We start from the raw sequence: 22,227 nt of genomic DNA, 5'->3' as shown, positions 1-22,227 counted from the left end.
GCCGTCAAAGACTCGGGCCAAAGCCTTCCCGGCTTCGGCGGCGTGCTGGACGTCATCGACTCGCCCCTCGTCGCGGCACCGGTGGCGTACCTGCTGTTCAGCCTGGCGTGAGGCGGTAGCGTGAGGGCGTGAGCAATCGACCCGATCGGACTCGCGTTCTGTTCGTCGGCGGGGCCGGGCATCACTTTTTGCGAACGACCGTCGAGCGGCCGGAGGGCGGGTTGTTCGTCGCCGACCCGGACGACCCCGGCGCGGCAGAGTCGAAGGCGGAACGGCTCGGTTTTGCCTTGTTTTCTGGCGAGCTCGAAGAGGCGGTTGAGACGCACAAGCCAGACGTCGCCAACGTCGGCACGGTCTACGGCCGGGCGTGGGCGGCGAGTGAGCGGCTGTTGAAGCTCGGCATTCCCGTCGTTTCCGACAAGCCCGTCGCGGCGACACCGGAACAGCTCGATCGTCTCCGCAGCGCCGGCGGACGTCTGGTAACCGAGTTCGACTGGCGGGCGGACGCGTCGCTTCAGGTCGCCCGGCAGGCGGTTCGCGACGGTCGCATCGGCGACGTCGTCCTGGCTCGTGCCCAAAAGACGTACAAGCTCGGCCGACGCCCGGCGTGGTATGCCGACCCGGATCTGTACACGTCGACCATGCTTTGGATCAACGCCCACGGCATCGACGCCCTGCGGTTCGTCTGCGGCGAGATGACGCCTGTCTTCGCCCGACAGACCAACGCCGCCAGCCCGTCGATCACGCCCGGCGAAGATCACGCGGTCGCGATCTTCACCCTGCCCAACGGCGCGACGGCCATCGCACACGCCGACTTCGCTCGCGCGGCTGGCCACGACACCCACGGCGACGACCACCTCGTCGTCCGCGGCTCGACGGGCGAGCTTGTCGTCACGCGTGAGACGTGCGTTCTGACCACGCACGACGCGTCGCCCGTCGCCCTTCCGCTGCCAGAGCTTCCGACGCTGGGCGATCAACTGCTCGACGCAGCGCTTCGCGACGAGACCGACATGTTCGCGACGCGCGAGACGTTCGCGACTGCGGAGCTGTTGCTCTCGACGACTCAGCTTTCGCGTTGAACGGTCACACCTCGACGCACGCGGGTGACATTCTGCGTTTGACTCGAAGCTGAGTGCAGAGCGGAGCGTCGCACCGGGTCGGTGCGGTCGGACTCCGGACCCGGTGCGACGCTGCGCTCTGCACAACGGCTTCGGTTTCGGATTCGGAGGTTTCGAGCTCAGGCACGCACCGACCGTCGCTCAACGAGCGACGTCGCGACAAGAACAGAAGAGCTCGCAAGGTCGTTAGAACTCGCGGCGGTCGCGGCCGAGGTTGCGGTCGTAGAGGAAGCCGAAGCCGTAGCTGACGCGGAAGCCGTTACGCAGCGCTGCCAGGAACGGGGCCGGGAAGTTGGTGCCGACCATGATCATGTCGTCTGGCTTGACGTACAGGTCGGGCTCCTGGCCGAGGAAGATCTTCTTGAGGTTTACTCGGACAAAGACGTCCTGGTCGCCCATCTTGCGGATGAGCTGAGTCCGCTGCGGGATGGCCACCGGGTTGAAGCCCCGCGCCGCGACGATGGCCCGCTTGAGCGTGACCGGGTTCTGCGGCGAGATCTGGAAGACGCCCGTCACCGCCGCGTTGCCGCCGACGTAATAGACGCCGGTCTGCTCCGCCTCCATGATGACGGTGTCGCCGGGGCGGATGACGATGTTGAACTTCAGCTGGCCATTGAGCAGCTCGGTGATCGGGACGCGGATGACCTCGGTGTTTTCGGGCTCCTGTGGTGCCTCGAAGGCAAAGCCACCCGACGCATCGCCGCCGGTGCCGGCGTCCTGGGCGTAGACAGGTTCCCAGTCGTTGGCCTCGTCAACTTGGCTTCGGAGCGGATCATCGTCACCCGGGCGAACCGGGCCTTGATTGCCCGGGTTGGCAGGATCAGGCCGACCGGTGACTTCCGGCGTGCTGGTGTCGCGGATGATGTAGACGAACTCGTTGAGGATCTGAGCGTTCGTCGCCCCGCCAGCCAGCGCGATGGCGTCGAGCAGGCGGAAGTTGGGCTGCGTGATGACGTAGCGATTCGCCCGTCCGACAGCGTTGCCGATGATCGTGAAGGTGCGGTTCTGCTTGGTAAACGCCAGGACGTTCACACGGGCGGCGCCGTCGCGGAAAATCTGGGCGTTGACGTACGCCTCTTCGATAACCCGGGCGGCCTGGGTTTCGGTCAGGCCCTGCATCGAGACTTCGCGGACGTCGGGCAGGTTGATAACGCCCGTGGCGGTAACTTCGAAGGCGTCGATGAGCTGACTGGTCGGCTGCGGGTAGTCGAAGATCGTGACGCGAAGCTGATCGCCCGGGCCGATGACGTAGTCGGCGGTCTTAACCTCCAGGTCTTCGGCGGTGACGTCGCGGGCGTTGGCGTATGGCTGATCGGGCGGCGTGACGCCCAGGTCCAGGTCGTCGAGGATGACGCTGACGATCGGCGTGGCCGAGCCGTCGGGCTGAAGCTGGCTGGTCTTCTCCGGGTCGGTGACAACGGTTGGGTCGAGGAAGTTCGAGACCTCGCAGCCGGTGGTGACCATGGCCAGCGCCAGACCGCAGGTCGCGGCACGAAGCATTCGGGCGGTCCGTCGGCGGAGTCGCCGGGTGCAGGTGGGCTGGGAGTCGGACATCGGGGCGTGCGTCGTGGCCATCGTGCGTGGCGGTCGGTTGCTGGACAAGCGCGTCGTGGCGGGGGTCGTACGAGCGTCGTGGGACAGGGAAGGTAGCTTCCGAATCGGTCGATCGCGACACGCCGGCATCTGGTGGGCCGAGCAGTGTGAAGTTTCGCGACGCCGCCGCAAGCCCGGGCAGCCGGGCCGTCCACACAGGTGGACCATCGCCCTTATCGTCCGATGTGCCCGTGTGCCTGCAGCCGGGTTGATCCGGGCCGTCCAGACACCCCGGCAGAAGCCGCTCTAGCATCGATAACCGACTGCCGGAAAACGCTTGCGATGCCTGCCCTGTCCCAAGAAACGAAATCAGCTCCGAACGCCAGCAGCAACGGCAAGGCCGCCGCGTCTGCCAACGCCTCACGCTGGACCCGGCGCACCCTCGCCCAGCCGATCGTCGTTGAAGGGCCGGGCCTGTTTACCGGCAAGCAGGTCAAGCTCCGCCTCGCCCCGGCACGCGGCGGTGACGGCATCTTCTTCGTCCGAGACAACGCCGAGCCACAACCCGCCCGGCCGCGACGGCTCGCCGCATCGCTCGATCGTCTCGAGATTCAGCCTCGGCACACCGTCCTGGCAGGTGATCGGCTGCGCGTCGAGACCGTCGAACACCTTTTGGCCGGCCTTGCCAGCTGCGGCATTACCGATGCCGAGGTCGGGCTCGATGCCGACGAGTCGGACGAGTCGTACGAGGTGCCGATGGGCGACGGCTCGTCGTCCGCCTTCGTCCAGGCCGTGCAGGACGCGGGCGTCGAGGAGCTGGAGTCGGAGATCAAGCCGCTGGTCGTGACCGACACCGTTCAGGTGATGGGCGAGTCGGGAGCGTCGGTCGTCGCCCTGCCCGGCCCGAGCGATGCGTTGGAAATCGTCTACACGTTCGAGGCCGACGAGCCGCTTGGCAGGCAGGTCGTGTCGCTTCGGGTCGACTGGGGCCAATCCGACAACGCGGCCCTGTCCGAGCTGGCCGACGCGAGGACGTTCATCTTCGAAGGCGAGGCCGAAGCGCTCAAAGCCCACGGCTGGGGCGGCCACCTGACGCACAAGGACCTGCTCGTCATCGGCGATCAAGGCCCAATCGACAATGCGTTTCGCTGGCCCGACGAGCCGGCACGCCACAAAGCCCTGGACCTTCTGGGCGATCTCGCCCTGCTCGGCCGGCCGGTGTGCGGTCGGATCATCGCCCATCGCTCGGGCCACGCCCTGAACCACGAGCTGGCCAAGGCTCTAGCCGCCCACGCCGAGGCGTCGCCGTCGATCGACGAGGGTCCGCTGCAGCCGCGCGACGAGCTCGACGAGGTGGCCGACCTGCTCCTGGGCGAAGCACCGCCGGCGATGGACGCCAAGGCGATCCAGCGGATTCTGCCGCACCGGTTCCCGATGCTGCTGGTCGACCGCGTGCTCAAGTTCGTCGGCGATCGGCGGGCGATCGGCGTGAAGAACGTCACGATGGGCGACGTCTTCTTCCTCGGCCACTACCCGACACGCCCGATCTTCCCAGGCGTCCTGATCGTCGAGGCGATGGGCCAGCTCGGCGGGATTCTGCTCAGCCGGAAGCTGGAGCACACGGGCAAGATCGCGATTCTGTTGAGCATGGACCGCGTGAAGCTGCGTCACGCAGTCACACCCGGCGACCAGCTGATCCTCGTCGCCGATGCCGTTCGCATCAAAAGCCGGTACGGCCAGGTCCGCTGCACCGCCTACATCGGCCGACGACTGGCCGCAGAGGCGGAAATCAAGTTCATGTTGTCCGACGCGGAATCGGAGTGACGCCGGTCCGGTTGGAGGGGTTGCCGGAGGGTCCAATCCGCCGGCTACCCACTTCGGGGGAAGTCGCTTTTGACGGCCCGGTTTCAGGCCCGGATTCGCCGTGGAACTGCGATGGATTTTTCCCGCTTTTCGCTGGATGAACGCGTCAAACCCTGCCGATGGAGAGGTAGGCCGGCGTCTGTTATCGGACCTGGCCCCCGATCGCGAACCACGGGGTTTGCGACGTCGAACGACTCTTCCTGCGTCTGCCTTGTCTTATCGAGTTTTATCGAGCATGACATCGGCGACCGACGCGGGTAACGTCCCGCGGACCGGCTCCAGTGGACCTGCTCCTGCAGGCACCACGCCCGATGCCGGTGCCCCGCGGCGATGGCCGCTTTTGGGTGGCTTTTCAGCCACCAATGCCATGTCCAAGCTCCTCGACAGTCTAACCGGATACTTCTTCTCCGACACCGATCGCGAGGCCGACCCGGCCTTGCAGGACGTCGAGGCCCAAGGCCGCACCAGCGGTGCCGACCCGGCCCTGGTCCGCAATCGGCCCAGCCCCGTTGGATCGCACGTCGCCGCCCGAATTCGCAAGAAACTGCGTGGCCGGAGCGTCCGCCGCGACACCGCTACGTGGGACGGCCGGGCCTGGGGCGACGAAGACGACGCCTCGCCCCGCATCCACCCGACCGCCCAGGTCGACCCGCGTGCGGAGCTAGCCCCGGACGTCGAAGTCGGTGCGTTCTGCGTGGTCGGCCCCCACGCCGTGCTTGGCCCGGGCTGCCGGCTCCTGCCGCACGCGACGGTGCTCGGCCACACCACTGTCGGCAGCGACAACACGTTCCATCCCTTCTGCGTCGTCGGCGGCGATCCGCAGGACAAGAAATTCGCTGGCGAGGACACCTTCCTCGTCATTGGTGACGGCAACGACATCCGCGAGCACGTCACCATCCACCTTGGCACCGCCACCGGCAGCGGCACGACCCGCATCGGCGACAACAACCTGCTGATGGTCGGAGCCCACGTCGGCCACGATGCCATTGTCGGCAGCGGCTGCGTCATCGGGAACAACGTCATGCTCGCCGGGCACGTTGTCCTTGGCGACCGCATCAGCATGATGGGCGGCTCGGCCGTCCACCACTTCGTATCGATCGGCGACTACGCGTTCATCGCGGCCTACTCGCAAATCCACGCCGACGTCCCGCCGTACGTCAAAGTCGCCGGAAATGACGAGATTCGGGCGATCAACGTCATCGGCATCCGTCGCGGCGGGAAGGTCAGCGACGAGGACATCGCGGCCCTGGAGGTCGCCGCCAAGACGCTCTTCCTGCGTCGCAAGACGCCCATGAGCACGAAGATCCAAACCCTTCGCCAGACGCCCGGGCTCAACCCGAGGGTCGAAGAGGTCCTCGACTGCATCGACCGCCGCACCCGCGGCAGGCACGGCCGCTATCTCGAAGGCCTGCGTCGCGGCTAACCCGTTGCAGAAAAACGACATCAATCCAGCCCGGATCGCGCGCCACGCGATCCGGGCTTTGTTTTGGACCCGTTCGACCCGACCCCGTCACGAGGAACCAACCCATCGAAGCCGTGGACAGAGCGAAGCGTCGTCCACGGCTTCCTTCGGATCGATGCTCCCTTCAACCGGTTCGATCGATCGGTCCCTCACACTTCGAGCCCTGTTAAGACACAATCCAAACAGTGCACGCAACTTTGGTAAGCTCTTCGGGTCGTAGTGTTGACCGACCACGACCTACAGGAGACCTGCACCATGAAGCTTGCCCCCCATTTGATCCTCGCAGCAGCCGTGGCACCGGCGACAGCTGCGTTTGCCGACAACTGCTCGAGCTGCACGGCCTGCAGCACGACCTCGACGGCCATCTCCGCCGAGGCCGAGAAGCCCTCGACCCGCCCCGCCCTCTCGGCCGACGAGATGGTCGTCCAGCTCCAAACGGCCACCAGCCGCGAAGAGGCCCTGGACATCGCCGCGAAGTTCGTCCAGGCGTTCCCCGCCGACGAGCGCTCGGCCCAGCTGCTCTACATCCTGGCCCAGGAAGCAGGCGATCAGGAGACCAAGCTCGCCCACTACAAGACGCTCGTCGACATGCACGGCGACACACCCTTTGCCGACATGGCCAAGGGCAGCCTCGCGCAGCTCGAAAAGGTTGGGCAGCCATTCGATCTGACGTTCACGCCGCTTCGTGGTGAGACGCCGCTGAGCCTGCAGGATGATCTCAAGGGCAAGGTCGTCGTCATCGACTTCTGGGCCACCTGGTGCGGCCCGTGCGTCGCGGAAATGCCCAAGATGAAGGAGCTCTACGCCCAGTACAAGGACCAGGGCGTCGAGTTCATCGGCATCAGCCTCGATGCCCCGCCGGATCAAGGCGGCAAGGAAAAGCTCATGGCCTACGTCGAGCAAAACGACATTCCCTGGCCGCAGTACTACGAGCGTGAGGACGGCGAAGCCCAGTTCTCTGAGGCCTGGGGCGTCAACGCGATCCCGACGTACTTCATTGTCGACGCCGACGGTCTGCTCCACAGCACCGAAGCCCGCGGCCAGCTCGAAACCCTGATCCCCGAGCTCATTGCCCAACGCGACAGCAAGCAGGCGTCGGCCCAGTAGGCTCAACCTTCAACCACGAAACGAATCGAGGGACGTCATCGCGGTGACGTCCCTCGCTGTTTGTGCGAATGGGTTTACTGGCTCAGCTCGCCGGCTCGCCGTTGACCAGGACGACGACGTCTTCCAGCACCACTTCGCGGACCGGGCGGTTGTTGGCCCCGGTGCGGACGTCGCTGATCTCGCGGACGACGTCCTTGCCCTCGGTCACGGTGCCGAACACGGTGTGCCGGCCGTCCAGGTGCGGCGTGGCGACTTCGGTAATGAAAAACTGGCTGCCGTTCGTGTTCGGCCCGGCGTTGGCCATGGAGAGCGTGAAGGGCTCATGGCGATTCGGATTGCCGCGGGTCTCGTCGGCGAATCGGTACCCCGGCCCGCCGCGGCCAGTGCCTTGGGGGTCGCCGCCCTGGATCATGAACTGGTCGATGACACGGTGGAAGATCGTGCCGTCGTAAAAGTTCTCCTGGGCAAGGAAAACGAAGTTGTTGACGGTAACAGGGGCGTCCTTTTCGAAGAGATCGAGCTTGATCTCGCCGTAGTTGGTCTTGAGGACGACGGTGTAGTCCTGCTCCGTGTCGATCATCATCGGCGGTGGAGCGTCGTATGACTTCTGGGCCGACGCGACCGAACAAGCGGCGGCCGAGGCGATAACGGCAAGTGTGAGGCGGTGGTTCATGGTCGATTGTCTACGAGGTTCAGTCTTCGAGGATCGTGACGCTCTTGATCTCGTCGTCCTGCTGGACGGCATCGACCACGTCCTGCCCTTCAACGACCCGGCCGAAGACCGCGTGCTTGCCGTCGAGGTGCGGCGTGGGCGTGTGGGTGATGAAGAACTGGCTGCCGTTGGTGTCCGGGCCAGCGTTGGCCATGGAGAGCGTGCCGGGCGTGGAGTGCTTGATCGCCAAGGCCGCCTGCTCGTCGGCCCACTTGTACCCGGCATCGCCGAAGCCTTTGCCCATCGGGCAGCCGCCCTGGATCATGAAGTCGCTGATGACACGGTGGAACTTGAGCCCGTCGTAAAAGCCGTCCTTCGCCAGAAAAACGAAGTTGTTGACGGTGACGGGCGCGTCCTTGTCGAGCAGGTCGATCTTGATGGTCCCCCGACTGGTCTCGACCTTGGCCGTGTAACTCTTGGCCGGGTCGAGCTGCATGTCGGGAGCGCTTTTGTAGGTCTTGGGCATGGGCCTGCACAGTATGGGCCGACGCGCCAGGCTCCTACGGGGGAAACCAGACGATCTGGTGATGCTTTGCCAGGCCCTCGACAGATCGCGTCCCGCATTTGAACGGCCAAGCCGTGGTATCTTCTGGCGCCGTCATGGACTTTCCTCACGATGGAAAGGGTGCCCCTCACGATGATGTCCGAGGGACAGACACGGCCCCGGTCGGGGCGCAGTGCAGGAACTGCGAATATGATCTCCGGGGCCTACCGATTTCAGGAAGATGTCCCGAATGTGGCGACACGGTGCGCAGCAGCGTGCCTTCGACCGAGATCGTCCCGCTCGAGCGGCGGGATCACCTTGAGATCCGCCTGGCGAGCCGGCTGATCCTCGTCGGACATGCGGCGTCGTTGGTTTGCGTCGGCGGGTCGCTGATGGTGGTCGCAGGAAATGGCTATCTGCTTGGCTCCGACCTCTTCGGCAGCCCACTGCTCTTGACGGCGGCGTTCTTGATCGCACTCGCATCGCACGGATGGGCGGGTCGCCTGATCGGTGCATGCGTAGCGCGATGGCGTTTGCAACCGCTAAGGGTAGCCTGGAACGAGGTGCTGGCTGCAGTGGGATTGGTGCTTTTGTCAGTGAGCACGCTCTTTTTCACCGATCGATTCGGGCGGATCGGCATGCCGATCATCTTCTTGATCTGGGCGGGTTTTTTGCTGCTGACCGTCTCGGCTGGCCGTCTTGCGACGTTTCACCGGAATCTGTCGGTCGTCTCGCAGGCGACGAAGGCCGGTGCCTTCCACTTCGGGGGACGACATCAGCCCCGTGGCGGGTTCTTGACGCTCGCCTACGCCAAAGTCGCCGTCGATGGCGGACTGACGGGATGCATCGCTGGAGCAGGTATCGGTGCTATTGGCGGGTGCTTTGAGTCTTTCACCCTTCTACTTCTCTACGGCGCCCTGTTCATGCTCGGCGCGTACGGGTTGCTCTGGATCATCACTCTCCCCGGCTACATACTGTTTTCGCTGGACGCCCATACCGTTTTCAAGCGGGGTGCTGGAACGTCGGTCTCGATGTTCAAAGCCGCACCGCAACGCCCGCGTCGGCGAGGTGGCGTTTGACGGACGGGATCGGGTGGGTGCCAAAGTGGAAAATGCTCGCCGCCAGGGCCGCGTCGGCATGGGCCTCTAGGAGCACGCGGACCATGTCCTCCGGGCCCCCTGCCCCGCCGCTGGCGACGACGGGGACTGTCACCGCTTCGCAGACGCCTTTGGTCATTTCCAGGTCGTAGCCCGCCTTGGTGCCGTCGGCGGTCATGCAGTTGAGGACGATCTCGCCCGCACCGAGCTCTTGAGCCTCGCGAGCCCAGGTGACGACGTCCTTACCGGTGTCCTTTCGGCCGCCGGCGACGAAGACGTGCCATTCTTCGCCGGTAGGCGTTTGGACGCGGTTGGCGTCGAGGCCGAGAACGGTGGCGCACGTGCCGAAGCGGTCGCTCACCTCGCGGATCAACTCCGGCCTGGCGACGGCAGCGGAATTGAGGCTCACCTTCTCCGCCCCTGCCTGGATCAGCCGCGTCGCATCGTCCACCGTCCGAATCCCGCCGCCGACCGTCACGGGCATGAAAACGGTGTCGCACACGTCCCGCACGACCTCGGCCATGATGCCGCGACCCTCGTGGCTGGCGGTGATGTCGTAGAAAACGAGTTCGTCAGCCCCGTCGGCCTCGTACTTCTGCGCTATCGCGACCGGATCCCCGACGTCACGAATCCCCTTGAAATTCACGCCTTTGACCACCCGACCGGCATCACAGTCGAGGCAAGGGATGATGCGTTTGAGCAGCACGACCAGAAAGCTTAAAGGAGGAAGCTTGAAGCCTGAAGGTTGGACTCGACGCCCCCTTCAAGCTTCAAGCTTCCCCCTTCAAGCTTTCCGTCTCAGGGGTGGATGACGGGACTCGAACCCGCGACCTCCGCGACCACAACGCGGCGCTCTAACCAACTGAGCTACAACCACCGTCGTTTGCGGCGGCCCGGTTGGCTCGCCGCCGGCGTGAGTGTTGATAGCCCGACCGTGCGAATCAAGTCGTCCGATGCGGCCGTTTGCTCGCTACGACCGTCGCAACTTGAACGAATTGACATTCTCGGACGTTACCTTTCGATTCCCGACCCACGCCGCTTTGCGAAATCACCCGGAAATCGTTTACTTTCGTGCGACAGTAACGCAGGTCTGCCGTCGGCCGGGCGCGACGAGTGTTGACATCGCCCGCACGTCCTGATTACACCGCACGCCGCTGTCGCTCTTCGTTTGGTTGAACCCGTCGCTCCATGTCCGCAGAGCCGAATGACACGGAGACTCCAGAGCCTGCCGCGGCATCGGCAGCACCTGCTCCTCCAGGAGCCGCCCCACCGCCGTCCAACGGCACCAACGGCGGCCGGTCGACGCCCGGGAGCGACACCGCCTCACTGCGCTCTTCCGAGACCTTCGGCGTCCACAAGACCGACTCCGAAATCGGCAAGGCCGTCGTCGAGCTGGGCCTGATCACGCCCGACGAGCTGGAAGAAGCCCGGACGGAGCTGAAAAACGCCAACGCCGAGAGCGACCCGAGCCAGCGATCTCTGACGGACATTCTCGTCGCCCGGCAACTCCTGACCCAGGGCCAGGCGCAGCGGATTCGCAAGCGGGCGGACCAGCGACGCGCCGGCCAGGTGCCTGGCTACCAGCTCATGGGCCAGCTCGGCAAAGGGGCCATGGCGACGGTTTATCGGGCCCGACAGTTGTCGCTCGACCGCATCGTCGCCCTGAAGGTGTTGCCGGAGCGGTCGAGTCGCGATCCGGACTTCGTCGACCGCTTCTACAAGGAAGGCCAAGCCGCCGCCCGGCTGTCGCACAACAACATCGTCCAGGCGATCGACGTCGGCGAGACGCCCGACGGCCGGCACTATTTCGTGATGGAGTACCTCGAGGGCAAGACCCTCTACGACATCATGCAGCCGCCACCCGTGGGCGAAGGTCGCAATTTCAGCGAGAACGAGGCCCTGGACATCGGCATCCAGATGGCCGACGCGCTCGCCCACGCCCACAAACGCGGGCTCATCCATCGCGACGTCAAGCCCAAGAACATCATCCTCACGCCCGACGGCAAGGCAAAGCTGACCGACCTGGGTCTGGCGCGTGACGTCAGCGACAAAGCCGCCGCCGAGGGCGAAGCCGGCAAGGCCTTCGGGACGCCCTACTACATCTCGCCCGAGCAGATCCGTGGCGAGGTCGACGTCGACCACCGGGCCGACCTCTACGGGCTGGGCGCGACGCTCTACCACCTGCTCGTCGGCCGGCCTCCGTACGAGGGCGATTCGCCCACGGCCGTAATGCACAAGCACTTGCGCGACGAGCTCGTCCCGCCGGACCATCTCAACGTCGCCTTGGGTGCCGGCATCAGCGAGGTAATCGAGTACTCGATGGCCAAGCGCCGCGAGGAGCGGTATCAGAATGCGGACCAGATGGTCGAAGACCTGCGTCTGGTCGCCGGCGGCGAACCGCCCCGCTACGCCCGCCAGGCCGTCGATTTCGGGAGTCTGGCGGACATGGAGCAGTCGGCTAGGCAGAGCACGATCGACGTCGTCCCCCCGTCCGGCGGCCTCTGGGACCGCCCCGAATTCATCGTCGCCGTCGCCGTCGGCTCAGCCAGCGTCCTGGTCAACATCATTCTGCTGCTGTTCGTGATCGGGTGAGAGAGCGGAGGCTGCTGGCTGAACCGCGAAGGGGCGAAGAAGCGAAGGGCCGCGAAGCAGACTGCAGAGTAAGTAGAGGAGATCTTCAACACGCGAGCTCTCCAATGTCGAACCGCACGTTCTCGATGGCGTTCGTGAATCTTCGCGGCTCTTCGCTTCTTCGCCCCTTCGCGGTTTAGCCAATCGCCTTCATCGCCTACAGCAATCGAGCCACACCGCTATCGCGATAGCTATCTCGCGATCGGCATAGCCCGCAAGCGCGATATCGCGCTAGCACGGCCGACGAAGTCGACTGATGCGTCGGCGGCCGGTGTGCCGATGCAAGGGGCATGATCCACGCCGTCGTCAATCAGAAGGGCGGGGCCGGCAAGACGACGCTGGCCGTGCACCTGGCCGTGCACCTCGTCGATCAAGGCCGACGCGTCGGCTTCATCGACAACGACCCGCAGCAATCCGCTGCCCGCTGGCTCAAGCGGGCCGAACCGTCGATCGACTGCCGCAGCGTGCTCGACGCACGCGGGCTCGTCACCACGCTCGAAGAACTCGCCGACGAGTACGACGACGTCGTGTGCGACGCGGCCCCTCGGCTCAACGAGCAGACGCACGTCCTGATGTATTTCGCCGACAAGATCCTGATTCCCACGCGTCCGACGACGCTCGACCTTCAGGCGACCATCGAGACGAAGCAGTCGATCGACAAAGTCGCCCAGGCCCGCGAGGCCGACGGCCGCGGGCCGATCGACGTCCACCTCGTGCTGAACTTCGTGCGGACGGTGGGCAACCTGCACAAGACCGTCCGCGAGGCACTGCGGGCGATGGACTACCCCTTGGCCAGGACGGCCTTGGGCATGCGAGACGCGGTCGCCAAGGCGGTGACGCTCTCGACGACGACGCAGCGGCTGGCCGAGGACGCCCCGACGGATCGGGGCGCCGGCGCCGCAGCGGCCGACTTCGACAAGCTTTTCCAAGAACTCTTCGACCATGAACCCGACTACGCCCATGCCGACCGACACCTCCTCGCCGCGGCCTGAATCCGCGCCACGCAAGCGGGGCGGCGTCGATGCCGACGCACTGCTCCGCTCGCTCGCCCCCGTCGTCGCCAAGCCCGAAGCCCCGGCCGACAGCGAGCACCAGCCGGCCAAGCCGACCAAGCGGAAGGCCAAGCCCGCCGCGACGGACTCCGACGACCGCCGCCGAGCCAAGCTCGACGTCGCCATCAATCCCGGCGAGGGCACCACCGCCATCTACGTCCGCGTCCCCCGCACGACGCACGTCGCCCTCAAGCTTCTCGCCCTGCAAAACCAGGCCGCGATGGAGGGTCCGACCGAACTCGCCAGCATCGTCCGCGAAGCCGTCGACGACTACCTGCAGAAGCAGCGTCAACTCAAAGCCGCAGCGTGAGCGCGTGCGTCATCGGCTCGGAACCACTCCGAGTTCGGACGAAGCCGTGCTCAGAGCGCAGCGTCGAGCCGGGTCTGAGCCGTCGGACTCCGTCCCGACCACCTCACCCGTCGCGCTCGGAAGCCTCCGCGCCCGACACCCCCGCGCGCGAGCGCCACCGCTCCACGGAATCCTCGCGCACCCGCTCGTCCTCCCAGTACCGATACCCCGCGTCGTCCTCAAACCCCCGCGCCCGCAGCTTGCTAGCAGCAACCCCCCGGACGGCCGCGTCCGGGTGGGACAGCAAATCGAACAGTGCCCGGTTCGACTCCCCGTCGCGCCCGTCATCCGACAGATCCGCAACAGCCGGAATCACGAAGATCGGGTCGCTGTCCGTCAACGGCTCCGATGACGCACCGGGACGACACCCCGTGGCGACCAGCAGCAAGACGACAGACATGGCGAAACGCACGTCGAAAGTCTAACGAGTGTCCTAGCCGCGGCTCTACGAGCCGCAGGTCGAGGCGCTGGAATGTTCGTTCGCGACATTGGACCAGTAGCTCGACGAGCCGCGGTTATCCGAATCACTGCGGTAGTGTGAGCAACTTGTGCCTTCGTTCTACGACGTCCTCTACGCGACCGGGCTCGTTGTCGCGTCGCCGGTGCTGCTGGCGAAGTCGAAGCTGCGGAACAAGGTGCGCCACGCCTTCGCCCATCGCGACGGCCGCGTCGCCCCTCGTCAGGGCGATCGGCCTTGCGTGCTCATCCACGGCGTCAGCGTCGGCGAGGTCAACGCCGCGCGTCCTCTGGTCGAACGGCTTACACCACACGCCCAGGTCGCCGTCGCGTCGACGACCGAGACCGGCTATGAGAGGGCGACGTCGCTCTTCGGCACCGACACAGCCGCCGGCGTCTTCGCGACGCGGTTTCCGATCGACACGTCGAGAGCGGTAGGGCGGTTCCTCGACGCGATTCGGCCGAACGTGCTGGCGTCGATGGAGCTGGAACTCTGGCCGAACCTCGTCCGCGTTTGCCGAAAACGCGGCGTGCCGGTCATCGTCGTCAACGGCCGGATCACGACCAGCAGCTTTCGGCAGTATCGACGGTTTGGGCCGCTGGTCAGGCCGATGTTCCGCGGGGCGACGGGCGTCCTGGCCCAGGACGAGACCTACGCCGACCGCTTCCGCCAGCTCGGCATGCCGGTGGAAAAGGTCCGAGTTGCCGGTTCGCTCAAGTTCGACGCCGCACCGACTAAGACCGACGTCGACGGCGCCAACACCTTCGCGCAAGAGCTCGGCCTCAACCCGAGACGCCTCGGCGGCACGGAACCGACCCTCGTCGCCGGCAGCACCGGGCCGGCCGAGGAGGCCATCATCCTCGACGCCTTCGATCGACTCCGCCAGGACGTGCCCGGCCTCCGTCTCGTGATCGTCCCTCGTCACCCGCCGCGGTTCGACGAGGTGGCCGATCTGATCCGACGACGTCATCCGCTGACGCGTCGCACGCGCGAGACCGTCGAGGGCGGCGTCGTGCTGGTCGACACGATGGGCGAACTCCGCAAGGCCTGGCGACTCGCCGACGTCGCCGTCATCGGCCGCACGCTCGTCGACCTCGGCCCACGTCAGCACGGCAGCGACCTCCTCGAACCCGCCGCCCTGGGCTCGCCTGTCGTCACCGGCCCGTTTTTCGCCAACTTCGACGCCCCGACCCGGGCCCTCCTCAACGCCGGCGGGGCAGTCCTCGCGGCTGAGGCAGACCAACTCGTCGAACACGCCCGTCACCTGCTGAGCGACCCCGACGCAGCCGCCACACAATCACAAGCCGCCCGCCACACCATCGACACCCACCGCGGCGTCGCCGACGGGACGGTGCGTTACCTGCTCAACTGCCTGCCTGACGCGACGGAGATGCCCCGACAAGGACTCGAACCTTGAACCCGCTGATTAAGAGTCAGCTGCTCTGCCAATTGAGCTATCGGGGCGTCGCGGGGACAGGGTAGACCGGTCTGCGTCCGCTGGCTACCGCCGGGGTTCGAAGCCGGTGCGGGCGGCGACGCTTTCGGGGTCGAAGTAGTCCTCGATCAACGCCGCGTTCCGGGCGGCGGCGTTTGCGGCGCGGTCGCGGGCGTTGGCGACCAGGCCCGACTGTTGGGCCGAATCCGTGTAGAGCGGCGAGACCGCGTCGAGCTCGGCCGCGACGGCCACGCCGATCGTCGGCAGGGCGATGGTGCCGCGTTGCTCCTCCTGGCTCATCAGGCGGACCAGTCCGACGGCCAGATCGCGCCTCGCCGCGGCGTCCAGCTCCGGAAGGCCAAGAGAGTCGGCGAGGTCCTCGTTCAAACCCTGGTTGAGCGTGAGCGGGCCGACGACGACGGCATCGCCGAGACCGGCGGCCAGCACCTCGGCCGCCTGCGATTCGGCCTGTTCCATCGCCGACATCCGCTTCAGGTCGGCAATCACCTCGTCCGCCACGTCGTTGACGTTCTCAGCCGGCGCGGCACGTTCGGCGGCGGTGAGTCGGAAGACGAACCGATCGCCGTTGCGGTTGGCGATGATCGGGGCCGGACGATTGACGTCGATCGCCTGATTCGACGACGCGGCCTCTTCCTGTCGGGCACCTTCGAGCAACGGCAGCGTGAAGGCGGCAACGTACTGGGCGAAGATCGCGTTGCCGATGCCGGCCTCGGCGATTGGTCCGACGAGGCCGGGCTGGGCGAGATCGCTGATGGCCAGCAGATCGTCGCTCAGGTCGAGGACCGTCGACGCCACGCCGACCTCGCGCTCGACTTGGTCGGCGACGTTCTGCAGATCCGGCTCCGGGCCGGCCGAAACCAGCCGCGACCGCACTTTGGCGGCGGCGTTTTCCAACAAGCTCCGCGTTCGCTCGGCGACGAGCTGTTCCACCACGTCGTCATGGACAGCCACAAAGTCGTTCCACTCGTCGGCGTCTTCGCTGCGACCGGCCTCGACGTAACCGGCGGCCTGCTTGTCGAGGAACTCCGCCACGCCGGGCGATTCCTCCTTCAACAGCGGCGACATCGCATCTGTCGGCCGGGTCGTCGGACGCGTGCTCGGCTGCGTCGTCGGCGGCGGGAAGAAGGCTCGGTTTTCCTTGAAGTAGCGGAAGAACTCCAACTCGCGTGCCGCGATCGTCTGGGCCGACAGCTCGCCGAGCACCTTCTGTCGGGCGTTGACGCGTGGCACCATGATGTAGGTCAGGGCGACGCGATCGGGCTGGCGATAGCCGAAGCCGAACGGGTTGTTAGCGCTGACCAGGCCGGGGACCTCGTCGCGGAAGGTCGCAAAGTGCGCCTCGATCGCCTCGGCCGACGGGTCGGGCTGTGTCGCGACGAACTCGTCGTAGGCGACGGGCGTGGCGCGGAACGTGACTTCCTGCTGCTCAGCGGCGACGTTGCGCTCGGCGAAAGGCCTGCTGAGCTTGACCACGTCCCCGTGCCGGCGGCTGGCGAGAGCGATGTCGTACGCCGCCTTGGCCGCTCTGAGGTAGGTCAGCCGCAGGTCGGCCCCGGCGATTCGGGAAAACTGGACCTGCTGCGGCGTGCCGGTGCCGTCCTGGCTGGCCATCGTCACGACGCCGTTTTCGCGGATGGCCTCTTCGACGTCGGCCAACGGCACGCCGCCGAGCTCGTGGGCTTCCTGGAGGAGCAGGAAGAGCGTGACTGGATCTTCGACGAGGCGATCGACCCGCCTGGCCGCCTGCTGGACGGTGGCCGCCTGGAGCTGCTGGACTTGCAGTGGGTCCATGAACGGGGCCATCTGGTTGATCCGCTGCAGGTCGGGCGAGGCGAAGGCGGCGACAGGCAACGGCACGCCGTCGAAGCGGATGTTGCTCGCGGCTTCCATCAGTCCGACGGACTGCCGGAGGTGGCCTTGTTCGACCTTCTTGCCGTCGAGCGAGCCGACGTCGCCGACCTGGCCGGCGAACTGCTGCATGCCGGCGGGCAGGAGGAAGGTGATCATGAGCACGACGCCGATGACCACGAGAACGATCTTGCCGAACTTGCTCTCCATGAGGACGGGAAGGGTAGGAGGCAGACGAGTACCGAGTACCGAGTACCGATTGGTGGTGCGGTAGGATGTATCGATGGCAGACGACGCACCGTCGATTTTCACGCGGATCATCCGCCGCGAGATTCCCGCCTCGATAAGGCATGAGGACGACGTCTGCATCGCGTTCGACGACGTCGACCCGAAGGCCCCGCTGCACGTGCTGGTCGTGCCGAAGGAGCCGTTCGCGTCCCTTCGAGACATGGCGGCCGACGGCAAGGCGGCGTCGCTGGGGCACCTGATGGTCGTCGCCGATCGTGTGGCCAAGGAGGCGGGCTACGACGACTACCGCACCGTCATCAACACCGGTGCTGGGGCGGGGCAGACGGTCTTTCACCTGCACGTCCACGTGCTGGCAGGTCGGGATTTGGGGTGGCCTCCGGGGTGAGTTGCCAAGTCGCGACGCTCGTTCACTCCGTCATCCCGAGTGAAGCCGAGGGACCTCGCTTGGGTCTGCGACGCGTATCAAACGAGGTCCTTCGACTCGCTGCGCTCGCTCAGGATGACGGATCTCAGGTTTCGAGTTCAACATCACACGCATCGGTCTGGCTGCGTCTGCGACATGCCGATAGAGTCGCTCGACCATGACGACGACCGCCGAGAGTGAAGCCGCCCAGCAGCCGCGTGAGACCGTTGCCGTCGTCGAAGGCTTCGAGCCGGACTTGGGGCGACTGCTGTCGAACAAGGGCGGCGTGGTCGTCTTTCAACCACGCGGCTCGACGTACGAGCTCCAGCTTCGCGAGCCGGACGGCGGATTGACGGCGACCGTTGGCAAGCCGCTCAAGGGATACGTGCTGGTGAAAGCGCGAAAGGTGTACACCGTGCCGACGGGCGGGGCGTTCATTCAGCCGATCATGGGCGAACCGCGGATCGTGCAGGGCCGGGTGACCAAGGTCGTCGAGACGGGCGTGGGCCGGCGTGTGACGGTGCGGGCCGGTGCGAACGTCATCGTCGACTTGCCAGCGGACGATCACGCGATTGACCTGAACGACGGCATCATCGAGGAAGGGCAGATGATCAACGTCGTCTGTGCCCCCGGCGCGGCGTTCGTCGCCGCCGGTTGACGTCGGCCTGGGCGGCGGCGAGACGGTTCTGCAGTCGCTCGAAAACCTCGGCCTCGGGCAGTTCAGCCCGCAGATCGGCCGTCGTGCTGGAGAGGATCACGCCCACGTGTCCCGCGGCCGCGAGGTAGTCGGCAGTGGGTCGCGGCATTTCGACGTGTGCAGCAAGCTCGGCGTACAAGCTTCGCGGCGGACCTGACGCGAAGTAATCGTCGGCCTCAACGTCGAGCGTGTCGTCGCCGATCGCGGGCACGATGTCCGTCCCCGCCAGACGTGCCTCCACGACGGGTTCGCCCGCCGCAAGGAACGCCAGCAATTCGACCGCGGCGTCGGGGTCCGGCGTGTTCGCGGGAATCGCCAGCATCGTCCCACCCCAACCGGCGGTCCTCGGGCCGGCGTCGGACCACCGCGGCAGCGGCATCAGGCCGACATTCCCGGCGAGTTCGGGGGCGGCGGCGCGGAGGTAGGCGACGCGCCAGTCGGGCATCCAGAGGATGCCGAGGTCGCCCGCGGCGAAGTCGCGGGCCCAGCGGGCGTGGCCGCGGGTCGCGGGGGCGGCGACGTCGGTCGCGAGGAGGTTGGCGAGGAACAGGAGGACGTCGTCGAGGGCGTCGTGTTCGAGCATCGGACCCGAAGCTGCCGCTTCGGCGTCGGGGCGCGCTTGCTGGAGCAGCAGGGTCGCGTGCTCGCTGGACGTCGGGTTCAACTCGAGGGCGGGACGATCGTGGAACGCGGTGTAGCGCTGGCACAGCTCTGCCAGCTCAGGCCACGTCGCCGCCTGCGTCGGGTCGAGGCCAGCCTCGGCCCAGAGGTCGATGCGGTAGGCGAGGGCAACCGGGTGGACGTCGACCGACAGGCCATACAGCCGGCCGCCGCGACGCCAGAGGTCCAGGCGGTTCGGTACGGTGGCCGCGATGATTTCCGCCAGCTCCGGTCGATCGTCCAGCGGCAGGAACGGCACACCGCCGTCGCGATCGAGCAACCTCGTCGCCGCGGCCGCATCGAGCTGCAGCACGTCGGGAAGGGCGGTCGAGTCGGAGTCGAGCGACGTCGTCAGCCGAAGGTCCATCGCCTGCCTTGGCAGGACGGTGACGTCGTACGACCGGCCCGTCTCGGTCAGAAACGCACCGCTGGCCGTCTCCGCGGCCTCGGCGTGCGTCGCGGCGAACGTCCAAAACCGCTGATCGGCAGCGTCACGCGTCGGCATCACCACCAACGCCACCGCCGCCACGAGCGTCGTTCCCGCCACCACCAACATTGCCGGGCCGAGCGTTTCGTGGAGATGAGCGAGCGCGCGACGAAACACGCCGTGAGGCTACGGACATCACGCGTCATCCCGAGAGAAGCCGAGGGACCTCGCGGTGATTCAGCGACGATGGTCAGACGAGGTCCTTCGACTCGCTTCGCTCGCTCAGGATGACGGAGTGGTCGAACTTCTGCGCGGATACGCTTGTGTCATGGCGGATCAGACGAAGACGGTGCTGAAGCTCGACCCGCTGCCGCGGTTGCCGGACAAGCAGGGGCCGGATCGATCAGTCGCGCCGGCGTGTGCGACGTTCCGCTCGTTCCTACGCCGTCGCGGGCTCAAGTTCACACGCGAGCGGGCGGCGATCCTCGACACCGTGCTGCGACGCGAGACGCTCTTCCACGCTGACGGCGTCGCGGAAGATCTGCGCCAGGCCGGGCTTTCCGGCAGTCGGGCAACGGTCTACCGCACGCTGGGCCACCTTCAGGAAGCCGGGCTGATTCGCCAGATCACCTTCGATGGCGGTCGACACGGCTTCTTCGAGCGCGTGGCCGATCCGTCGGGTCCGCGTGAGCCGGGCGATTATCTGATCGATGCCGAGTCGGGCGACGTGGTTCGCGTCGATGCGCCCGAGCTTCGAGAGGCCCGCGACGCGCTGTGCCGCCGACTCGGGTTCGAGCCGATTCGCCACCAGTTCCACGTCTTTGCCCGGCGTCGCGAAGACGCCTGACCTCAGCAGAGCGCCGCGAACGCACCGACCGCGAGCAGGGCGACGCGGAGCTTCGTCGTGCCCATCAGTTGCTCCAGCCGAGCCAGCACCGGCGTCCGGAAATGGCCGAGTCTTGCGGCCCGGCCGAAGAGGGCGGAGTTGGTCCACAGCGGCCGCACCCCGGCCATCTAGCGAACGCCGGGCCGTCGCGTCGAACGGCTCTGTGGCTGAGCCAGCGACGTTCAACAGGGCAGACCACGCCGGATGTTGCCCGGCGGCAGCGCGTCACGCTGCGGTTGGACGACGCTCTACTTGCAGAATCTTGACTTTCCAGTTTTGCATGACCTTGTCGCCCGTTTTGGAACCTCCTCACATCCAAGGACGTCTACTTTTTGAGGACCCACGCGAAGGAGCTTGGGCGGGTGGAGATGCCGGATCGGGTGGTGCGGACAGGAGGTTTTGATGGTTCCCAACAGTGACAGTCTGGTCGACGCAAGCCACGCAGGCACGATCGTCTACAACGTCACCTTCGAGCGCATCTCGAACGTCGTCCGATTCAGCGACGCCACACTCTCGACCACGCTGCCTCGCGGCGGACTGCAAATCACGCAGCCCCGGCAGACCGACCTCCAACGCATGCGGGCTTACAGCCGGCAAGAGCACGGCCGCGATCCGGTCGCGTGGCAGGCGCTCACGCTCGGCGTGCCGGTGCGGCTCAGCGACGTCCGCGGAACCGCAGAGCCCGGCGACGTCCATCGCGGCAACGACCTCGCGACCTCGGCGACAGGCCAACCGCTCGGACCGGTCGCCGACGCGTTTGCCGAGTCGTTCCTGAAGCCCAACGGCCTGGCGCACTACGCGGCCATTCCGCTCGACGGGCCGATTCTCGCAGGATATCGCGGGCTGTTGCACCTCTACCGCACCCGGGAGATCGGCGAATTCTCCATCGACGAGCTGCTTCAACTGCTGAAAGTCGCTGCCGACTTCGACGAGGCGCACGCACGTCAGCAGGAGATCGATCGGTTCAAGCACGACAATCATCCGCTGGCCCATCACCTCGTCCACCGGCAGTTCGCGATCGTCCGCGGCCGGCGCATCGTCTCGCCGCGGGACAAGGACGACGTGCTCGACGACGTGCTCCGGCACAATCTGCTCGACATCGTCGACGATCGACTGAACGTGTTCGAGACCGAAGCACCGCCACCTTCCGACGAGCCCGCCGACCCGCGTCTGAAGCCCAAGGCCGCCGGGAGCAACGCGGATCGCCTGCTCGTGCCCGATCGCCTGGGCGATTGCTGGGTGTTTCGACTGACGATGTTCCCCCGCTATCCCGCGATCACCGGCGTGCTCGATCGCGACGAGCCGGTGGCGTTTGCGAGCCATCAGCCCGACTGCGAGGCCTGGAGCAGCCTTCGGCCAAGCGACTTCGCCGCCGATGACGAGATCGGCCGGCTGATCCCGGCGATGCAGTTCATGCAGGAGAACTACGCCGGCGACGCGAGCCTGCAGCGGATCGCCAAGACGGTCCACCTCTCGCCGTTCCACTTCCATCGGCGGTTCACGGACCTTCTGGGCATCACGCCCAAGCACTATCTGTTCGACTGCCAGATCGCCGAGTCCAAGCGGCAACTCGCCGCCCGGACGAAGGACCTCAAGCAGATCGCGGCCGACTGCGGGTTTGCCCACCAGTCGCACTTCACCAGCCGCTTCAAGCAGGCGACAGGACTCACGCCCACGCAGTGGCGACGCCTCGCGACCGAGCCCGACATCGACAACGACGCCAAGAGCCACTGACG

22 protein-coding genes and 2 tRNA genes are annotated in these 22,227 nt (G+C 66.3%); 14 read left to right on the top strand and 10 right to left on the bottom strand.

The window, feature by feature from the left end:
• Together AAGI46_00710 and AAGI46_00705 are read left to right on the top strand one after the other, a co-directional pair.
• On the top strand, positions 1-111 hold a 111-nt coding region (locus tag AAGI46_00710), incomplete at its 5' end, for a phosphatidate cytidylyltransferase (protein ID MEM1010719.1).
• A gap of 17 nt (positions 112-128) precedes the next feature.
• A complete protein-coding gene (locus AAGI46_00705; GenBank protein MEM1010718.1) occupies positions 129-1,079 on the top strand; it encodes a Gfo/Idh/MocA family oxidoreductase in 951 nt (316 codons plus the stop codon).
• A gap of 225 nt (positions 1,080-1,304) precedes the next feature.
• Here AAGI46_00705 and AAGI46_00700 read toward each other — a convergent pair whose 3' ends face one another.
• Positions 1,305-2,618, bottom strand: coding sequence for a polysaccharide biosynthesis/export family protein (locus AAGI46_00700; GenBank protein MEM1010717.1), 1,314 nt, complete (start codon positions 2,616-2,618; stop codon positions 1,305-1,307).
• Between the two features lie 375 nt (positions 2,619-2,993).
• Here AAGI46_00700 and fabZ point away from each other — a divergent pair, with 375 nt between their 5' ends.
• The 3 genes from fabZ to AAGI46_00685 all read left to right on the top strand — a co-directional run bounded on the left by fabZ (position 2,994) and on the right by AAGI46_00685 (position 7,083).
• Positions 2,994-4,475, top strand: a complete 1,482-nt coding sequence (gene fabZ, locus AAGI46_00695) for a 3-hydroxyacyl-ACP dehydratase FabZ (GenBank protein MEM1010716.1) — start codon at positions 2,994-2,996, stop codon at positions 4,473-4,475.
• Positions 4,476-4,749: 274 nt separating this feature from the next.
• On the top strand, positions 4,750-5,937 hold the full coding sequence (lpxA, locus tag AAGI46_00690; protein ID MEM1010715.1) for an acyl-ACP--UDP-N-acetylglucosamine O-acyltransferase: 1,188 nt from the start codon (positions 4,750-4,752) through the stop codon (positions 5,935-5,937).
• Between the two features lie 294 nt (positions 5,938-6,231).
• A complete protein-coding gene (locus AAGI46_00685) occupies positions 6,232-7,083 on the top strand; it encodes a TlpA disulfide reductase family protein (GenBank protein MEM1010714.1) in 852 nt (283 codons plus the stop codon).
• An 82-nt stretch (positions 7,084-7,165) separates the two neighbouring features.
• On the opposite strand, the gene AAGI46_00680 is transcribed toward AAGI46_00685, so the two are convergent.
• Positions 7,166-7,666: a peptidylprolyl isomerase gene (locus AAGI46_00680; GenBank protein ID MEM1010713.1), complete on the bottom strand. Its 501-nt coding sequence runs from the start codon at positions 7,664-7,666 to the stop codon at positions 7,166-7,168.
• Between the two features lie 109 nt (positions 7,667-7,775).
• Positions 7,776-8,261, bottom strand: coding sequence for a peptidylprolyl isomerase (locus tag AAGI46_00675; protein MEM1010712.1), 486 nt, complete (start codon positions 8,259-8,261; stop codon positions 7,776-7,778).
• A 293-nt stretch (positions 8,262-8,554) separates the two neighbouring features.
• On the opposite strand from AAGI46_00675, the gene AAGI46_00670 reads away from it, so the two are divergent.
• On the top strand, positions 8,555-9,358 hold the full coding sequence (locus AAGI46_00670) for a hypothetical protein (protein MEM1010711.1): 804 nt from the start codon (positions 8,555-8,557) through the stop codon (positions 9,356-9,358).
• Here the strand turns inward: AAGI46_00670 and hisF are convergent.
• Together hisF and AAGI46_00660 are read right to left on the bottom strand one after the other, a co-directional pair.
• On the bottom strand, positions 9,315-10,082 hold the full coding sequence (gene hisF / locus AAGI46_00665; protein MEM1010710.1) for an imidazole glycerol phosphate synthase subunit HisF: 768 nt from the start codon (positions 10,080-10,082) through the stop codon (positions 9,315-9,317). The two genes, AAGI46_00670 and hisF, sit on opposite strands and share 44 nt — an antisense overlap.
• Before the next feature lie 97 nt (positions 10,083-10,179).
• Positions 10,180-10,253: transfer RNA gene (locus AAGI46_00660), tRNA-His, on the bottom strand.
• A 311-nt stretch (positions 10,254-10,564) separates the two neighbouring features.
• Here AAGI46_00660 and AAGI46_00655 point away from each other — a divergent pair.
• From AAGI46_00655 to AAGI46_00645, 3 genes are all read left to right on the top strand, one after another.
• Complete coding sequence (locus tag AAGI46_00655; GenBank protein MEM1010709.1) at positions 10,565-11,968, top strand: serine/threonine-protein kinase; 1,404 nt, start codon at positions 10,565-10,567, stop codon at positions 11,966-11,968.
• A gap of 329 nt (positions 11,969-12,297) precedes the next feature.
• Positions 12,298-12,999 (top strand): ParA family protein, encoded by a 702-nt coding sequence (locus tag AAGI46_00650; protein MEM1010708.1) that lies wholly within the window; start codon positions 12,298-12,300, stop codon positions 12,997-12,999.
• Positions 12,968-13,369: a hypothetical protein gene (locus AAGI46_00645; GenBank protein MEM1010707.1), complete on the top strand. Its 402-nt coding sequence runs from the start codon at positions 12,968-12,970 to the stop codon at positions 13,367-13,369. The genes AAGI46_00650 and AAGI46_00645 overlap by 32 nt, the downstream gene beginning before the upstream one ends.
• A gap of 103 nt (positions 13,370-13,472) precedes the next feature.
• Here AAGI46_00645 and AAGI46_00640 read toward each other — a convergent pair whose 3' ends face one another.
• A complete protein-coding gene (locus tag AAGI46_00640) occupies positions 13,473-13,820 on the bottom strand; it encodes a hypothetical protein (protein MEM1010706.1) in 348 nt (115 codons plus the stop codon).
• A 136-nt stretch (positions 13,821-13,956) separates the two neighbouring features.
• Here AAGI46_00640 and AAGI46_00635 point away from each other — a divergent pair, with 136 nt between their 5' ends.
• A complete protein-coding gene (locus AAGI46_00635) occupies positions 13,957-15,282 on the top strand; it encodes a 3-deoxy-D-manno-octulosonic acid transferase (protein ID MEM1010705.1) in 1,326 nt (441 codons plus the stop codon).
• On the opposite strand, the gene AAGI46_00630 is transcribed toward AAGI46_00635, so the two are convergent.
• Both AAGI46_00630 and AAGI46_00625 read right to left on the bottom strand, forming a co-directional pair.
• Positions 15,257-15,329 (bottom strand) — tRNA-Lys (locus AAGI46_00630). The two genes, AAGI46_00635 and AAGI46_00630, sit on opposite strands and share 26 nt — an antisense overlap.
• Before the next feature lie 37 nt (positions 15,330-15,366).
• Positions 15,367-17,379: a hypothetical protein gene (locus AAGI46_00625; protein ID MEM1010704.1), complete on the bottom strand. Its 2,013-nt coding sequence runs from the start codon at positions 17,377-17,379 to the stop codon at positions 15,367-15,369.
• A 73-nt stretch (positions 17,380-17,452) separates the two neighbouring features.
• Between AAGI46_00625 and AAGI46_00620 the strand changes: the two genes are divergently transcribed.
• Together AAGI46_00620 and AAGI46_00615 are read left to right on the top strand one after the other, a co-directional pair.
• Positions 17,453-17,803 (top strand): histidine triad nucleotide-binding protein, encoded by a 351-nt coding sequence (locus tag AAGI46_00620; protein ID MEM1010703.1) that lies wholly within the window; start codon positions 17,453-17,455, stop codon positions 17,801-17,803.
• 196 nt (positions 17,804-17,999) lie between these two features.
• Positions 18,000-18,479, top strand: a complete 480-nt coding sequence (locus tag AAGI46_00615; GenBank protein ID MEM1010702.1) for a hypothetical protein — start codon at positions 18,000-18,002, stop codon at positions 18,477-18,479.
• Here the strand turns inward: AAGI46_00615 and AAGI46_00610 are convergent.
• On the bottom strand, positions 18,433-19,782 hold the full coding sequence (locus AAGI46_00610) for an extracellular solute-binding protein (protein MEM1010701.1): 1,350 nt from the start codon (positions 19,780-19,782) through the stop codon (positions 18,433-18,435). The two genes, AAGI46_00615 and AAGI46_00610, sit on opposite strands and share 47 nt — an antisense overlap.
• A 151-nt stretch (positions 19,783-19,933) precedes the next feature.
• Here AAGI46_00610 and AAGI46_00605 point away from each other — a divergent pair, with 151 nt between their 5' ends.
• Positions 19,934-20,452, top strand: a complete 519-nt coding sequence (locus AAGI46_00605; GenBank protein MEM1010700.1) for a transcriptional repressor — start codon at positions 19,934-19,936, stop codon at positions 20,450-20,452.
• A gap of 2 nt (positions 20,453-20,454) precedes the next feature.
• Here the strand turns inward: AAGI46_00605 and AAGI46_00600 are convergent, their stop codons facing one another.
• A complete protein-coding gene (locus AAGI46_00600) occupies positions 20,455-20,619 on the bottom strand; it encodes a hypothetical protein (GenBank protein ID MEM1010699.1) in 165 nt (54 codons plus the stop codon).
• A 274-nt stretch (positions 20,620-20,893) separates the two neighbouring features.
• On the opposite strand from AAGI46_00600, the gene AAGI46_00595 reads away from it, so the two are divergent.
• Positions 20,894-22,225 (top strand): AraC family transcriptional regulator, encoded by a 1,332-nt coding sequence (locus tag AAGI46_00595; GenBank protein ID MEM1010698.1) that lies wholly within the window; start codon positions 20,894-20,896, stop codon positions 22,223-22,225.
• The last annotated feature ends 2 nt before the right edge of the window (positions 22,226-22,227 follow it).

The organism is Planctomycetota bacterium, assembly GCA_038746835.1.
In the GTDB taxonomy this organism is placed as follows: domain Bacteria; phylum Planctomycetota; class Phycisphaerae; order Tepidisphaerales; family Tepidisphaeraceae; genus JBCDKH01.
This window is presented reverse-complemented; position numbering and strand designations above follow the sequence as displayed.

What these genes read in the sequence shown, in the direction of transcription:
- AAGI46_00700 (MEM1010717.1), bottom strand. Translation starts at nt 2,618, where the DNA reads ATGCTTCGTGCCGCGACCTGCGGTCTGGCGCTGGCCATGGTCACCACC.
- fabZ (MEM1010716.1), top strand. Translation starts at nt 2,994, where the DNA reads ATGCCTGCCCTGTCCCAAGAAACGAAATCAGCTCCGAACGCCAGCAGC.
- lpxA (MEM1010715.1), top strand. Translation starts at nt 4,750, where the DNA reads ATGACATCGGCGACCGACGCGGGTAACGTCCCGCGGACCGGCTCCAGT.
- AAGI46_00685 (MEM1010714.1), top strand. Translation starts at nt 6,232, where the DNA reads ATGAAGCTTGCCCCCCATTTGATCCTCGCAGCAGCCGTGGCACCGGCG.
- AAGI46_00680 (MEM1010713.1), bottom strand. Translation starts at nt 7,666, where the DNA reads ATGATGATCGACACGGAGCAGGACTACACCGTCGTCCTCAAGACCAAC.
- AAGI46_00675 (MEM1010712.1), bottom strand. Translation starts at nt 8,261, where the DNA reads ATGCCCAAGACCTACAAAAGCGCTCCCGACATGCAGCTCGACCCGGCC.
- AAGI46_00655 (MEM1010709.1), top strand. Translation starts at nt 10,565, where the DNA reads ATGTCCGCAGAGCCGAATGACACGGAGACTCCAGAGCCTGCCGCGGCA.
- AAGI46_00650 (MEM1010708.1), top strand. Translation starts at nt 12,298, where the DNA reads ATGATCCACGCCGTCGTCAATCAGAAGGGCGGGGCCGGCAAGACGACG.
- AAGI46_00645 (MEM1010707.1), top strand. Translation starts at nt 12,968, where the DNA reads ATGCCGACCGACACCTCCTCGCCGCGGCCTGAATCCGCGCCACGCAAG.
- AAGI46_00625 (MEM1010704.1), bottom strand. Translation starts at nt 17,379, where the DNA reads ATGGAGAGCAAGTTCGGCAAGATCGTTCTCGTGGTCATCGGCGTCGTG.
- AAGI46_00620 (MEM1010703.1), top strand. Translation starts at nt 17,453, where the DNA reads ATGGCAGACGACGCACCGTCGATTTTCACGCGGATCATCCGCCGCGAG.
- AAGI46_00615 (MEM1010702.1), top strand. Translation starts at nt 18,000, where the DNA reads ATGACGACGACCGCCGAGAGTGAAGCCGCCCAGCAGCCGCGTGAGACC.
- AAGI46_00605 (MEM1010700.1), top strand. Translation starts at nt 19,934, where the DNA reads ATGGCGGATCAGACGAAGACGGTGCTGAAGCTCGACCCGCTGCCGCGG.
- AAGI46_00600 (MEM1010699.1), bottom strand. Translation starts at nt 20,619, where the DNA reads ATGGCCGGGGTGCGGCCGCTGTGGACCAACTCCGCCCTCTTCGGCCGG.
- AAGI46_00595 (MEM1010698.1), top strand. Translation starts at nt 20,894, where the DNA reads ATGGTTCCCAACAGTGACAGTCTGGTCGACGCAAGCCACGCAGGCACG.